General features: G+C 42.2%; 17 protein-coding genes. 6 read left to right on the forward strand and 11 right to left on the reverse strand.

Annotation, left to right across the window (positions count from 1 at the left end):
- Positions 1-7 precede the first annotated feature (7 nt).
- From CGZ90_RS04595 to CGZ90_RS04610, 4 genes are all read left to right on the forward strand, one after another.
- Positions 8-829, forward strand: coding sequence for an ABC transporter ATP-binding protein (locus tag CGZ90_RS04595; protein WP_094251141.1), 822 nt, complete (start codon positions 8-10; stop codon positions 827-829).
- On the forward strand, positions 801-1,556 hold the full coding sequence (locus CGZ90_RS04600) for an IucA/IucC family C-terminal-domain containing protein (RefSeq protein ID WP_094251142.1): 756 nt from the start codon (positions 801-803) through the stop codon (positions 1,554-1,556). The genes CGZ90_RS04595 and CGZ90_RS04600 overlap by 29 nt, the downstream gene beginning before the upstream one ends.
- A gap of 159 nt (positions 1,557-1,715) precedes the next feature.
- On the forward strand, positions 1,716-2,003 hold the full coding sequence (locus CGZ90_RS04605; RefSeq protein ID WP_094251143.1) for a hypothetical protein: 288 nt from the start codon (positions 1,716-1,718) through the stop codon (positions 2,001-2,003).
- Positions 2,003-2,752, forward strand: a complete 750-nt coding sequence (locus CGZ90_RS04610) for a hypothetical protein (RefSeq protein ID WP_094251144.1) — start codon at positions 2,003-2,005, stop codon at positions 2,750-2,752. Before CGZ90_RS04605 ends, CGZ90_RS04610 begins: the two co-directional genes overlap by 1 nt.
- Positions 2,753-3,424: 672 nt before the next feature.
- Here the strand turns inward: CGZ90_RS04610 and CGZ90_RS04615 are convergent.
- On the reverse strand, positions 3,425-3,775 hold the full coding sequence (locus CGZ90_RS04615) for a cupredoxin domain-containing protein (protein WP_094251145.1): 351 nt from the start codon (positions 3,773-3,775) through the stop codon (positions 3,425-3,427).
- A gap of 167 nt (positions 3,776-3,942) precedes the next feature.
- Between CGZ90_RS04615 and CGZ90_RS04620 the strand changes: the two genes are divergently transcribed.
- Complete coding sequence (locus tag CGZ90_RS04620; RefSeq protein WP_094251146.1) at positions 3,943-4,671, forward strand: thermonuclease family protein; 729 nt, start codon at positions 3,943-3,945, stop codon at positions 4,669-4,671.
- A 39-nt stretch (positions 4,672-4,710) separates the two neighbouring features.
- Here the strand turns inward: CGZ90_RS04620 and CGZ90_RS21260 are convergent, their stop codons facing one another.
- The 6 genes from CGZ90_RS21260 to CGZ90_RS04650 all read right to left on the reverse strand — a co-directional run bounded on the left by CGZ90_RS21260 (position 4,711) and on the right by CGZ90_RS04650 (position 7,197).
- Entirely contained in the window at positions 4,711-4,992 is a 282-nt protein-coding gene (locus CGZ90_RS21260) for an adhesin (protein ID WP_094251147.1), read from the reverse strand.
- A gap of 93 nt (positions 4,993-5,085) precedes the next feature.
- Positions 5,086-5,328, reverse strand: coding sequence for a hypothetical protein (locus tag CGZ90_RS04630; RefSeq protein WP_094251148.1), 243 nt, complete (start codon positions 5,326-5,328; stop codon positions 5,086-5,088).
- A gap of 64 nt (positions 5,329-5,392) precedes the next feature.
- Complete coding sequence (gene uptA, locus CGZ90_RS04635) at positions 5,393-5,989, reverse strand: undecaprenyl phosphate transporter UptA (RefSeq protein WP_094251149.1); 597 nt, start codon at positions 5,987-5,989, stop codon at positions 5,393-5,395.
- 34 nt (positions 5,990-6,023) lie between these two features.
- Positions 6,024-6,359, reverse strand: coding sequence for a fluoride efflux transporter FluC (locus CGZ90_RS04640; RefSeq protein WP_094251150.1), 336 nt, complete (start codon positions 6,357-6,359; stop codon positions 6,024-6,026).
- Complete coding sequence (locus tag CGZ90_RS04645; protein WP_094251151.1) at positions 6,352-6,726, reverse strand: fluoride efflux transporter FluC; 375 nt, start codon at positions 6,724-6,726, stop codon at positions 6,352-6,354. The genes CGZ90_RS04640 and CGZ90_RS04645 overlap by 8 nt, the downstream gene beginning before the upstream one ends.
- A 39-nt stretch (positions 6,727-6,765) precedes the next feature.
- Entirely contained in the window at positions 6,766-7,197 is a 432-nt protein-coding gene (locus CGZ90_RS04650) for a CBS domain-containing protein (protein WP_094251152.1), read from the reverse strand.
- Between the two features lie 356 nt (positions 7,198-7,553).
- On the opposite strand from CGZ90_RS04650, the gene CGZ90_RS04655 reads away from it, so the two are divergent.
- Positions 7,554-8,492 carry a metal ABC transporter solute-binding protein, Zn/Mn family gene (locus CGZ90_RS04655; RefSeq protein ID WP_094251153.1) on the forward strand — a complete coding sequence of 313 codons (939 nt, stop codon included), beginning with the start codon at positions 7,554-7,556 and terminating at the stop codon, positions 8,490-8,492.
- 92 nt (positions 8,493-8,584) lie between these two features.
- On the opposite strand, the gene CGZ90_RS04660 is transcribed toward CGZ90_RS04655, so the two are convergent.
- From CGZ90_RS04660 to CGZ90_RS04675, 4 genes are all read right to left on the reverse strand, one after another.
- Positions 8,585-8,674 (reverse strand): YjcZ family sporulation protein, encoded by a 90-nt coding sequence (locus CGZ90_RS04660; protein WP_094251154.1) that lies wholly within the window; start codon positions 8,672-8,674, stop codon positions 8,585-8,587.
- A 241-nt stretch (positions 8,675-8,915) separates the two neighbouring features.
- Complete coding sequence (locus CGZ90_RS04665) at positions 8,916-10,994, reverse strand: peptidoglycan D,D-transpeptidase FtsI family protein (protein ID WP_240515378.1); 2,079 nt, start codon at positions 10,992-10,994, stop codon at positions 8,916-8,918.
- 191 nt (positions 10,995-11,185) lie between these two features.
- Entirely contained in the window at positions 11,186-11,941 is a 756-nt protein-coding gene (locus tag CGZ90_RS04670) for a sulfotransferase domain-containing protein (RefSeq protein WP_094251156.1), read from the reverse strand.
- A gap of 189 nt (positions 11,942-12,130) precedes the next feature.
- A complete protein-coding gene (locus tag CGZ90_RS04675; protein WP_094251157.1) occupies positions 12,131-13,168 on the reverse strand; it encodes an EAL domain-containing protein in 1,038 nt (345 codons plus the stop codon).
- Between the last annotated feature and the right edge of the window lie 60 nt (positions 13,169-13,228).

A 13,228-nucleotide genomic window follows, 5' to 3' on the forward strand; every position in this document is an offset into this window, starting at 1 on the left:
GATAGCCATGACGGTACTTGAAACGAAAAATCTGACATTATCATATAGCAGCACACCAATCATCGACCAGCTTAACCTTGAAATTCCAAAAGGTAAGATCACGGTACTGATCGGGAGCAACGGCTGCGGAAAGTCTACCTTGCTGCGTTCAATGGCACGCCTTCTCCAACCTAAGGAAGGGACGGTAGCATTAAACGGAAAGGATATTTTCCGGCAGTCTACTAAACACGTTGCTCGTGAATTGTCGATTCTTCCACAAGGGCCGGTTGCACCTGAAGGACTCACTGTTCTGCAGCTAGTTAAACAAGGGAGATTTCCGCATCAGTCATGGTTAAAGCAATGGTCAAAGGAAGACGAAAGAGCAGTATTCCATGCGCTGGATGCCGTAAATTTAAGAGATAAAATGGATGTACCTGTGGATTCACTTTCAGGGGGCCAGCGTCAGCGGGCATGGATCGCAATGACGCTTGCACAAGGTACGGAAACCATTCTGCTTGATGAACCAACGACTTATCTAGATATTTCGCATCAAGTCGAAATTCTTGATCTCCTTTTTGAACTGAACGAACAGGAAAACCGGACGATTGTCATGGTACTGCATGACCTTAACCTTGCATGCCGCTATGCGCATCACTTGATCGCCGTTCATGATCAGAAGGTATACAACGAAGGGCCGCCAGAAATTATCGTGACAGAACAGCTCGTACAGGATGTATTTAATATGAAATGCATGATCAGCACCGATCCATTATTCGGTACACCGCTTTGCATACCATACGGGAAGGGGCGAAAAGCAGAATATGGCATTCCTCAACGTTCCATCGGCTAAAGGTTGGACAAAAGATGAACAAGAATTTATAAGCAGCCATTATCGATTCTCTTTCCGCTCCTCTTCCGGTGAGCAGGTGATTCCGGCACAGGACCTATTAGATACAGATCGCCTTCTTGCTTTTTTGGACGAAGTCGGTCCTAAAATTGGTTCAGATCAGACAAAGGTCAGTGCTTCTCTGTTTTTTAAGCGTTATGCCTTTTGCAGCCTAACTGCAGCATTGTATGCGATGACCATGCTGAACAAAGCGTTCAATACTTCAATAAGCAACGTTCAGCTCGTCGATCACGAATCAAAGGAAATGTGGCTTCCCTCTTTTACTTTAACTAACGCAGATTGTTTCGCACTTGCAGGAAACCGTGAAGAATGGCGTTCTATCGTTCTTGAAACGATATTTAAAGAAAACATCACTGTGATGCTGAACAATGTAGCTTCTGCTGCAAAAGTATCAAAAGCGATGCTATGGGAAAACTGCTGGATTTATATTCGCTGGCTGTATGAAAAATGGCTATCCGAGGAGCATCCGCCAGCAGTACTGCAGCAAATTCAGTCTGATTACCAATACATCTCCCTATCTTCACCCGCTTCCTTGTTCGGCGCGAGGAAACATCCTTTCGTAAAACTTAGAACAGCTGGTGATTTAAACGGAAATAAAATCCGTCAAACATGCTGCCTCTATTATCGGACAGAAGGCGGTACATGCTGCAAAACATGTCCCAAAAAATAAATATGTTCTAAAGTCCTGTGCCATCATGCCTCAGGGCTTTTTTGTTTCAAATCATGCAAAGGAATTAAAGCAGTTGTAAAGAATAATCTTGATAAACCTTTTTCGCCGTTTTTTACTTGGTATACAAGGGTATATTGTTTTTATTAGGAGGTGCTAATTATGTTTATCGCTGCCGTAATCGTCCTCACGCTGATCGCACTTGCCTTCATAGGCTGGAAAACAGTTAAACCGGTAAAAGAAACAATGAAAACCATCCAGCATATGAAACATACAAGCGACAGCATCCAGGCACAAATGAATGATATAAAAAACCAGCAGACGCTCCTTAATGAAAAAAAGGAATACATCCGCTGGGACATTCGGCAAAAGAAAAACAGTTTTTTAAAAGTTAAAGAAGCAGTTAAAGGAACGAAGCTTCTGTTTAAACGGAAAGGAGAGCATTCCTGATGGGAGGCTTCTCTTTTCTTTTGCATGTAGTGGTTCCAATTCAGCAGCCATCTGAAATAGACCGCTCTGTAACAGCAGATCTTCCTGAGTTTGAATTTGACCGATCTAACTGTTTTACCGAATACAAGGATGGCGAACACTCTGTATTTCTAGACGATATGGGCCAGTGGTACTTTTTTGCCGTGTTTACCTGCTCTTCATTGACGGAAGTCAAGTATGCCCGGCATATCTTCAGACCGCCATACATAAAAGAAGGCGAATTCGAGCTTCCTTTGGCTGATCTTTTGAGCCAGAAAGGCTATAAGCCGTCACAGCCTTATTATGACAAAGCATACGCTCATGTTTCTCTGTTAACAAAATCGCTGCATGACTGGAATGCTGCAGATCAGTCAAGGCTCGCAAACTGTGACGGTGAAGACGCTCCTCAGCTTTCACATGCTATCCATTACATTGAAACTTCCCTTAATGGTAAAAAGGCTCGTTTTATCGCGGGTTGGGAGTCTCACTCTTTCTTATCCATAACCGATAACAAACCTTTTTACGAAGAAATACTTGAGCCTGTATCAGGAAAGCTGTATCTTCTTTATTTTACGTATTGGGTCCATTATGGTGAGGTCCCATCCAAGCAGATGATGCCCCGCCTGCTGGGAAACCTTTGGAAATCATGCAGTGCTGCTTATTCCCCTGCTACATTTAATCCAATGCTGTTTCGCAGGCAAGTTCTAGAAGAACAGCAATGTCAGGATTAAAGAATTCAGAGAAGCAGTTGATCTCCGTTTCAGGCGCACGCTTTCCGCGGGGCAGGCGGTGAGCCCCCTCGCCGCTACGCGCCATTGAGAGGTCTCACCTTCCTGCCTGTCCCGCAGGATAAGGAAAGCTTCGCCTGCAAGACATCGCACGAAGAAAATGTGAACTTCATTTTCGAGGAGTCGGCACCTTACACTCCGATCAACTTATATCAATGATGGAATCAAGATGAACAGGTGTATGTAATGAAAAATTAGGAAACAGCCCAGGATTTAGACGATAGTATGTTTAGAAGCCATGCAGCCGAAAATCCTTACAAATAATATCTTAAAAACAAGACTTCGCATATGACAATTCATGCGAAGCCTTGTTTTTTTAACCATTCATTAAGTGGCATAATAAAGAAAAAGGAAATACCACTTCGAGTTATCGAGTTTGTATTTCCCTCTTGTAGTTTTTATTTGATTTTGAAATTGATTCGTGATGAGAACATGTGGTGATTGGAGCGGAAGGGTGCGAGACTCCAGCGGGACGAGCGGGAAGGTGAGACCCTTTAGGGCGCAAAGCGGCAAAGGGGCTCACCGCACGCCCCGCGGAAAGCTCAGCACCCTGAAGCGGAGATCACGAACATCACACTTGTGAGTAAAGGGCCATTTCAGGACGCCTCTTTTTCCTTATTCAGCAACTAGTGTCGCTTCCATTTTCGCGTGTCCTGCTCCACATGGAACGCTGCAAACCACTTTATATTTGCCTGGCTTCAGATTTAATACTTCTGAACTGTTGCCATCTACCGTAACATCCTCACCTTGAACAAGAAGGCCGTGTGCTCCTTCAACGTTCTTCAGTTCGAGATTAAAATCTTTGCCTGCTGGAACTTTATACTCTGCTTTATCGAACTCAAAGTTTTTCGCTTCCATCGTAACCGTTTCGTCTGCCTTCTTCTTGCTCTCTTCTTTTCCTCCGCAAGCTGCAAGAATCCCGATCATTAATATTGCCGTAAGTGCAAGCCACATCATTTTTTTCATAATAAGTTGCCTCCTGGTTTGTGTTATATCTTAATTATAACCTTATTTTAGCTGCTCTCAAATGAATAGTCTGTGACATATTTCACACAATTCCAGCCAAAAATTTATTTACCTCGTGATGTTACACGTTATACTGTAATCATCACCAGATTTGGAGGAACAGTCACTTGAAAATACTCAGTAAATTGGCAGCAGCTATTATTATCTGCCTGCTTGCAGCTTGTGGGACGTTCCTTGACGAACAGCCTAACACAACCGAGCAAAAAACAGAAATTGGTTCCGGAAAACGGATACCGGTTAAGCTTGTTAAAGTAATCGACGGTGACACGGTTAAAATAAAGATAAACAATCACGAAGAGACCGTACGATTTCTATTGGTTGACACACCCGAAAGTGTTCACCCGACAAGACCGGTGCAGCCTTTTGGAATAGAAGCAAGCCAGTTCACGAAAAAATTGATGAGCAATGGCAAGACGGAAATCGAACTAGATGTTAGTGAACGGGATAAGTACGGCAGACTGCTAGCTTATGTATATGTTAACGGCAGCAGTGTTCAAGAGGCGCTTCTGCGTGAGGGCTTGGCACGGGTCGCATATGTATACGCACCAAATACAAAATACGCAGATGAATACCGCATTATCCAAAGTGAAGCCCAACAGAACGAAAAAGGAATCTGGAGCCTCGAGAACTATGCTACTGAAGACGGATTTGAGTCACCCAATAAAGAGGCTTCTTCGAATTTAGGTAAATGCAGCATCAAGGGTAACCTGTCTTCCTCCGGGGATAAAATCTATCATATGCCAGACGGCCGCTATTATGACATGACAATCCCTGAGCAATGGTTCTGCAGTGAAAAAGAAGCAAAGTATTCAGGTTTCAGGCGATCACAGCAATAAAAAGAAGTGCCGTTGCTTAACGGCACTTCTTTTTATAGATCAGCAGCAGTCGCTCTGGCCTTTCATGACAAGACCGGCACCTTCTCGTGTATCTTCAAAATCTAGGGTAATTCCTTTTGCATGATCGGATATGCGGAAATCCAAAGCAACTCTTATCCCGTTAATTTGTTCGATTACATCGTTTTCTTCAGGCTCATCCAGAGCCAATCCCAAATTGGGACCGCCTCAGCCCATACCTGAAAAATAGACACGAATCCCATTCGCATTATTCTGCTCAAGAACGGATTCAATGTACTTCTTTGCGCTTTCTGTAATGTTCACCAGTTCTTCACCTCTCTCTATGTAATGTAGTATATCCTACAATGGCTGAATCGTGAATGGCTATACCTTAAGTAAAAAAGCCGCCCCTTATAATCAAGGGAGCAGCTTTTTCCAGTTTTTCGATTCCTCTGTTTTACTTTTATCGATTTCCTCATTCAATTTAGCGATTACCTGATATATCTTTTCTTTGCTGTAGCCGCATTCTTTCATCGCACTTGCAACATATCCGGCGATAGATTCTTTTTTATCATACTTTTTGAAATTAAGAAGCAGCTGGTTGATCTTATTCGGTTCATAACGATAAGATTCATCTGAAAACGGTGAAGCAAGATCCATACTTATCCCCTCCCACCTTTAGCTGTCACATACAATATTACGCAGAGAGATTAGAAATAGAACACTATTTGCCTGATTTGCTTTTTTTCACTTTTAGCAGGATCATGATAGCGATAAAGATCAGTGCTGCGATCATGATTCCACGAGTGAACGGGGCAGCATACGTCTTGATATTCTGCCAGTTCGTTCCAAGCTCTGTGCCTAAATAAATGAAGAAGATCGACCATGGGATAATGGCAAGAACTGTGTAAAACGTAAAACGAATCCACGTCATGCGCGCGATGCCAGCTGGTATGGAAATCGCATGCCTCACGACAGGAATAAAACGTGCAAAAAAGATAACGCCTGTACCATACTTTTCAAACCATTTCTCAGACAAGTCAATCTGTTTTTTTGAAATCAGTATGTATTTTCCGTATTTTTCAAGAAACGGACGACCTCCATAATAACCCATCCAGTATAAAAAGAGCTGGGCGAGGGTACCTCCTATTGTTCCGGCAATCACGGCTCCTGTAAATGAAAGCCTGCCCTGTGAAACCAAATAACCTCCATAAGACAGGACTAACTCACTTGGAATCACCTCTACCATCAGACCGAGCGCGACACCAAGATATCCGAGGTCCATCAGCCATTCAAGCAATCCGATTACTAATTCTTTCATTCTTTTTATTTTCCTCCGTTAATAAATTATTCGTCTAACTGACGATAGCATATCCTGATGCAAATGCAGCGATACCAGCAGCAGTGCTCCCGGCCAGATATAGAAGTCCCTTTATTTTGGACTGTTTAAAAAGGTGGAGTGACTCAAGCTGAAGAGTAGAGAAGGTCGTAAGTCCGCCCATCATTCCTGCTCCAAGAAACGTTTTCCATAAAATTGAAGTGCTTGCCCCTGCAATAAGCCCAAGACAGAACGAACCGGCAATATTCACCAAGAATGTTCCGTATGGATACTTTTTGTTGAGCAAGACTGAAACATAGTACCGGAGTATCGCTCCGGCAGCTCCTCCGGCTGCAGCAATAAGACTAATCATGAACACTCCTCTTTTTCACAAAGAACTTTTCTCCGGTTAAAATGCCGGCATAACAAAGAGCAAAACCTCCCGCCAGGCTGGCAAATGTATAGAACGAGAAGGTTAAATAGCTCCCTGCTTCAAGTAGAGAAAACATGTCCTGGCTGAACGCAGAAAATGTAGTGAATGATCCGATAAAGCCTGTCTGTATGGCGGCTGCAAGTGACTCACTTATTCTCCTTTTTATACCTGAAACGAACCAGCCGATCAAGAAACAGCCAGCCAGATTAACCGCAAGCGTACCAAGAGGATGCTGCAGCTGCTCTCCAATTGCATATCTCATCATACTTCCTGCCATTCCGGCAAGAGCGATTGCTAATATTTTCACATTTCACCTCTGCTGATAAAAAGGCTAAGGCTGCCTGCCCTAGCCCTTCCCTTCAGTTGCAGCATCTTTTTTCCAAATCATGTTTGCACAATACTTAATAATATCCCGTCTCCTGATAATGCCGATAAAGTATCCGTTATCATCTGTGACCGGTATAAAGTTCTGATCGGTTGCAAGTGTAATTAAATCTTCCATGTTTGAGTTAATCGATACAGACAAATTATTTGCGCGCTGCGGAATATCTTTGAGCTTCGTTTTCATGACTGAGTCATAACTGATGTCGAGTGCTTCCTTCAGCTTCCACAATAAATCTCCTTCTGTCAGTGTCCCTACATACTTTCCGTTTTCAGTTACGAGCGGCACAGACGTATATTTGTGATAGGAGAGCTTTTCAAGTGCCTGTCTCATAGTGGCTTCAGGATTAAGGAATTTCACTTCATCTTTTGGCAATAAATAAAATGCAATATTCATCGTTGTCTCGTGCACTCCTTTTAAAGAAAACTTAGCTGACATTAACCCTTTTATCAGCCTTAGTTGACCATATACTATGAACCTTAACTTTTTTACGGCTCAATTTCTCTTCTGTGCAAAAAAGTTATACTTTCTAATAGTGTAAAAAAAGTTGCAGCCCTTTTCATTATATCAGACTGAAACTTAGACCGCCTTTTTCAGCATCCTATATATTCACTAATTTTACAGTGATTAAACCCTTTTCAATAAGTTTATGGTAATTTCAAACGGTTATCATAGGAAAAATGTCTTAAATCTTTACAAATCGTAACCATTACGTTTATAATAGTTTTGTTATTTGAAAGGGGAATTCCATCATGAAAAAAATACTGCCTGTTTTATTCATACTTACTATCCTGCTTGCTGCGTGCGGACAGAAAACAGCTGACAAATCCAACGGCAAGCTGCACATTTATACAACGCTATATCCTCTGCAATATTTCACAGAACGAATTGGTGGAAAGCATGTATCGGCAGAATCCATCGTTCCACCTGGGGCCGATGCTCACACTTTCGAACCCTCCACGAAAACAATGGTAAAACTGACCGAAGGCGATGCCTTTATTTATAACAAGTGGGGAACGGACGAGTTTTCTTCCTCTATAGCTGATACGCTGAAAAACGAGGATGTTCCTGTCATCAATGCTGCAAAAGGCATCGAATATGCGCATGAAGAAGAACATAAAGAGGATGAGCATGGCTCTGATGAACACGATGACCACGGTCATGCGGAATCTGGACTTGATCCTCATATTTGGCTAGATCCTGTTCTTGCTCAGCAGATGGCTGAGAACATCATGAACAGCCTTGTGAAACAAAAGCCTTCTGCAAAGAAAGAGTTTGAAAAAAACTTTGCAGCTTTGGAAAAAGATTTGCAAAAACTTGACGGATCCTTTAAAGAACTTTCATCTTCACCGAAAAAAACGTTTGTCGTTTCACATGCTGCATATGGCTATTGGGCTGAGCGCTATGGTCTTGAACAGATGTCAATCAGCGGGCTCTCGCCTTCACATGAGCCTAGCCAAAAACAAGTTGAAAAAATAATTCAGTATGTAAAAAAAGAAAACATCTCCTACATTCTCTTCGAGGAGAACGTGAACAATAGTGTCGCAAAGTCCATCAAAAAAGAAACTGGAGCCGGCACATTGACTCTCCATAACCTGGAAACACTAACAAAGAATGATATTCAGTCAGAACGTGACTATCTTTCCATCATGCAGGATAATGTGGAGACTATGAAAAAAGCATTGAAATAACAAAACAAAACCCTGCAGGCTTGAAGCCGCAGGGTTTTGCCATTTGGAAGGGGAAAATGTGATTCAGGTGCTTTTTTTGATCTCCGCTATCTTTAACGGCAGCAATAAGACGCCCCGATGATAATCAACAAAATGAACAAAACGACAACCAATGCAAAACTGTTTCCATAACCGTACGACATTTTGTTTCCTCCTTCAAATCCATATTCTTCTTACAATTTCAGCATATGCTCGTATAAAAAAGAAGCTACGGTACAAATGCGGATTTAATGCGGTTTATTAGAAAACTTGGCTGACGCCAAAGACTTTAACTCAGCCTTAGTTGCACTTATACTTTACACCTAAACTTTTTGACAACGCCGAACCTCTTCCTTGTTAAAAAATTATTCTTTCTTAAAGTGGAACAAAAAGAAAGCCCCTGCTCTATTGAGCGGAGGCTTCTTCATTTTCACCAGGCTGCTTCATCAATGCGTTTACAGTTTCAGCATCCTTGCCGTATTTTTTTTGCAGTTCCCAGTACGCAGCAAGTGCACGCTGTCCGATAAACTTATTGATGCGCTGCATGCCGTTTTGTGCTGTCGCATGAGGAACCACTACAGTAAAGGCGATCTGCGGGTTATCAAAAGGTGCATAGCCGACAAGTGTCAGATTGTTTTTCTCTACGATTCCGCCGTTCTTTTTTAATCTCACCTGCGCAGTACCTGTCTTGCCTGCAGGGTTATGGTATTTTTCGACGTCATCAAAATAACCTTTCGCCGTACCTCTTGGTGCGTGCATAACTTCCCAGAAGCCTTGCTGCACTCGTTCAATATACTTCTCTTCCATATCAATCTTGTTAAGAACAACAGGCTCGAAGCGGTGAAGCAACTTGCCTTCTTTGTCAGGCGCCGTCCGTGGCTCCCTGACTTCCTTTACGAGCTGAGGCTTCATACGGTATCCGCCATTAGCAATCGTTGAGACGTACTGCACCATTTGGATCGGTGTATAGGTGTCAAACTGACCAATACCCAGGTCAAGCAATGTACCGAACACACCTTTCTGGACTGGCCCTTTATAACCTGTTGATTCATTTGGAAAATCAATACCTGTCATTTCTCCAAGACCGAACTGGCTGAAGAAATAGCGTACCTCATCGTACGTTTCGGTATAATGTTCCGGACCGATCATTCGCTGCATAATCTCGAACATATAGATATTCGATGAACGCTGCAGGGCAGTCGTATCGTTGATAAGCCCCATATTTGTCCAAGATGATTTTTCAATCGCGCCAAATTTTTTCGGTGTGTCATAGATAGGTTCATTAATATGGACTGCTTTGCTGTGAAACCCTGTCAGCATCGTCGCGCCCTTGACAGAGGATCCCATCGCATAGGCGTTGAACAGAGCACCATATTCATCGTTAATGAACTTTCCATTTTTATAGCGTTTTCCTGCGAGTCCGATAATTTCTCCTGTTCTAGGATCCATCATCACGATATAGGCACTGTCGAGCATATCGTTTCCTGGCAGCGGTTTGGCCGCGAGTATTTCTTCTTCCACTATTTTTGCAAGCTTGAATTGCAGTTCCATATCAATCGTCAGGGTTAAGTCTTTCCCGCGCTTGCCTTCAATTATTTTCGGATCACCTAAAGTGCTCCCTGTCTTCTGATTTGTCAGGTAGACAGCCATTTCCTTCGTTCCCCGCAGCACTTCCTGATATTGCTTTTCGATGCCGCTGACGCCTACTCGGTCGCTCCTGTCATATTGAAGAGCAAGGTGCTTATCCATGCTTTCTTTCGGGATCGGTTTAACTTCTCCAAAAAGGGCTGATTTGCCAAACGGGTATTTTCTTTCTGAATCCGGCATAATATCGATTCCCGGCAGGCTGTCCAAGTTTTCGGATATAAGCGAGATCTGTTCATTTTTCAGCTCCGAAATGATTGGCTGAGCGGAGTACGCATAGCCTTGGTCCATCTTCCGCTTGATCGCGATGATGTTCAAGTCTTCTTCTGACAATGTCTTAAGGTCTTTTTTCGTGATTTTTTCTACTAAGGCTTTATACTGCTTATCGTTTTTCAGCTTTTTCTCTTTCGGAGTTAGCCTCTTGTTGAGCAGTTTCTTTACATCGTTTGTTACGATAAAATAATCCTTTTTATCTCGTTCGGTAATCCGCTTAATTTCTTTTTCATCTATTTCAAAACGCTCTGCTAACCAGCGGGCGACTTTCAATGTGTCCTCTTGTGTTGTATCGCTTGTTTTCGTATATGTAACAGAAAAGTAGGGATCATTATCGACAACAACACGGTAGTTACGGTCTGTTATGATGCCGCGAGGTGCTTCTTTCTTCGCAACTTGTTCAACCGTTGCTTCAGATTCAAGCCGTTTTTCTTCACCGTTGACAATTTGAAGCACACCTAATCTTAAGATCAGTGTAGAAAACAGTAGAAAGACAACAAGAAACAAGACATTCAAACGGAAAGGGATATGTGTTTTTTTCTTTTTTTGTGGCTCAACTTTCGTCACCAACGCGACCGCTCCTCTATTTTTCATCAGGAAAATATTTTATTTATTTCCCAGCAATTGCACTTAACATTACAATTATATTACAAAAACTTCTCTTTATAGATTACTAGATTATGAGGCATATTCCAAGTTTTTCTTCACTTATTTTTCAATAAAAAAATGGCCAGTTTTCAAGTAAGAAAACCAGCCTTTCATTTATAGCCATATAAGGGCAGCAGACTGCCTGCTTCTTTCATAAACAGCTCCTGAACTTCTTCATCAAATTCATTCATCCAGCTTCCTGTCTTACCCGATCTGAACGTTAAAGAAGTAGATGGATTAATGTTTTCAGCCAGTTTGCGTGCAAGGCTTGCAGGACTGAAATGGTTTTCCAGCCTTCCATTTATGATCCATTCTGCCAGCTTTGTTATTTCTGCCATTTTCACAGACTCGGAGCCTACAAGATTTTCAAAGCGAAGGATGAGAACAGGTTCATTCAGCCAGCCGGCATACCCGCCTAACCAATTTTCAAAAGAAGGATGTGGATAACCGTAATGCAAGAATCCCCCTTTTATTAGAGCCATGTAGCGCTCTTTTTGAGTCTTCATAGACTTCAAAACTTTGTGGACATCGCCATAAGGATACTTGTATGTCATAAAATACGTGTAGGATACGAGTACATCCCTAGGATCACGAATAATGAGTATTTTTCGGATTCCTCTGCTTTTTATGAAATCTGCATACCCTTTAGAATGATAGACGTGTCCTGCAGCGAACTGATGAGGCTGCAGGCTGTTTAACAATTTAAAATGGCTTTCAAGCTGTTCAGGCAATCCCATGTAAAGCTCCATCGTATGATCATGATGCAGTTCTGGTATCCCTTTAAGCATCTGTTTGACTAGATGGGTACCGCTTTTGGGCATCGAATTCACAAAGAATCCATGTTTATTTATAAAATCAGCGTTCATTTTGCAGCACAACCTTTAAACAATATCAGATATGGTATTGTATGTGCTGAAAACTCAACGTGCTTGTACATTTGTCATTAAGAAACTAAAGATATAATTGATTTCTGTTTCATGCGGCGGTTGAGTTAACCTTCTGTTGCAATCCTGCTAAAGGCTAAACAAAACAAATCGCTCAAAGGCAACAACCTTTTAGAGAAGAGCTTCTTTATAATACGTCTCTGGGGGTGCTGGTTTTCCGTAATAATATCCTTGAGCAAGGTGTATCCCGGCTTCCCTGCACCATTCAGCTTCTTCTTCCCGCTCTATTCCTTCTGCGAGAACAATGGTGCCGATTTCACTGGCCGTCTTGACTGTGTCTAATAATTTCTTCTGCTTATCAGAATTCAGATCGCAAAACGAAATAATATCACGGTCTATTTTCACAAAATGAGGATTGAGCCGTTTCAGCACGTCCTCTGTTGAATGCCCTGCTCCAAGATCATCTAGGGCAACCTTCATGCCCTTTTCCTTATAAACATCCAAAATTGATTGCAAATGATCCATGTCTAATATCTCTTCTGTTTCCACCACTTCGAAGACTAAGTCAGCAGGATTTGTGCCTGTTTCAGCAGCAGCCTTAAACGTTGTTTTCAGACAATGATTCGGATCATAAATAGAGGACGGCAAAAAATTAATAAAGCGCTTCAATCCCTCTGGTAAATATTTCGAGCTATTGTGGATGGACTCGACTCTTGCCTTGCTGTCGAGAAGTGACTGCAGGCCAGCTTTTTGAGCAAACTGAAAAAGCTCATATGGATAAAAGTGCGGGGCGCCTTCAATAGGCCGAAGAAGCAGTTCGAACCCATAAACTTCTCCTGACTGTAAATTAACGATAGGCTGGCAGTGAGTTGTAAAAAGCCCGCTGGCAATGACGCTGTACAAATCAGGCCGCTTTACTCTTTCTTTGAATTCACTGAAAGATACACTTGTTGTGCGTGCTGCATCCTCTTCTGAGATCATTTGAAACGAAAAATGAGATAAAGCGTAACTGCTGTATTCATCTTCAAGAGAGGAAATCAGCCTCTGAACATCATCAAGATTGCTGTATGGCAGAGTTATAATTCCGCCCGTCTCCGTCACAGAAAATAATAATCCTAAAGTAGACATGATAGATGGGTTCGGATGGCTGATGGCGATATCTCCTTTTTCAGCCAATGCCGCTATACCGGTGCAAGAAGTACAATTCATAAAAAAACCTCCAATAAATTATTGCGTTGATTTGAAATATTTGCTAAATTTGATATCCTG

Source organism: Fictibacillus aquaticus, from assembly GCF_002245695.1.
Classification (GTDB): Bacteria; Bacillota; Bacilli; order Bacillales; family Fictibacillaceae; genus Fictibacillus; species Fictibacillus aquaticus.

What these genes read in the sequence shown, in the direction of transcription:
- CGZ90_RS04595 (WP_094251141.1), top strand. Translation starts at nt 8, where the DNA reads ATGACGGTACTTGAAACGAAAAATCTGACATTATCATATAGCAGCACA.
- CGZ90_RS04600 (WP_094251142.1), top strand. Translation starts at nt 801, where the DNA reads ATGGCATTCCTCAACGTTCCATCGGCTAAAGGTTGGACAAAAGATGAA.
- CGZ90_RS04605 (WP_094251143.1), top strand. Translation starts at nt 1,716, where the DNA reads ATGTTTATCGCTGCCGTAATCGTCCTCACGCTGATCGCACTTGCCTTC.
- CGZ90_RS04610 (WP_094251144.1), top strand. Translation starts at nt 2,003, where the DNA reads ATGGGAGGCTTCTCTTTTCTTTTGCATGTAGTGGTTCCAATTCAGCAG.
- CGZ90_RS04615 (WP_094251145.1), bottom strand. Translation starts at nt 3,775, where the DNA reads ATGAAAAAAATGATGTGGCTTGCACTTACGGCAATATTAATGATCGGG.
- CGZ90_RS04630 (WP_094251148.1), bottom strand. Translation starts at nt 5,328, where the DNA reads ATGGATCTTGCTTCACCGTTTTCAGATGAATCTTATCGTTATGAACCG.
- uptA (WP_094251149.1), bottom strand. Translation starts at nt 5,989, where the DNA reads ATGAAAGAATTAGTAATCGGATTGCTTGAATGGCTGATGGACCTCGGA.
- CGZ90_RS04640 (WP_094251150.1), bottom strand. Translation starts at nt 6,359, where the DNA reads ATGATTAGTCTTATTGCTGCAGCCGGAGGAGCTGCCGGAGCGATACTC.
- CGZ90_RS04650 (WP_094251152.1), bottom strand. Translation starts at nt 7,197, where the DNA reads ATGAATATTGCATTTTATTTATTGCCAAAAGATGAAGTGAAATTCCTT.
- CGZ90_RS04655 (WP_094251153.1), top strand. Translation starts at nt 7,554, where the DNA reads ATGAAAAAAATACTGCCTGTTTTATTCATACTTACTATCCTGCTTGCT.
- CGZ90_RS04660 (WP_094251154.1), bottom strand. Translation starts at nt 8,674, where the DNA reads ATGTCGTACGGTTATGGAAACAGTTTTGCATTGGTTGTCGTTTTGTTC.
- CGZ90_RS04670 (WP_094251156.1), bottom strand. Translation starts at nt 11,941, where the DNA reads ATGAACGCTGATTTTATAAATAAACATGGATTCTTTGTGAATTCGATG.
- CGZ90_RS04675 (WP_094251157.1), bottom strand. Translation starts at nt 13,168, where the DNA reads ATGAATTGTACTTCTTGCACCGGTATAGCGGCATTGGCTGAAAAAGGA.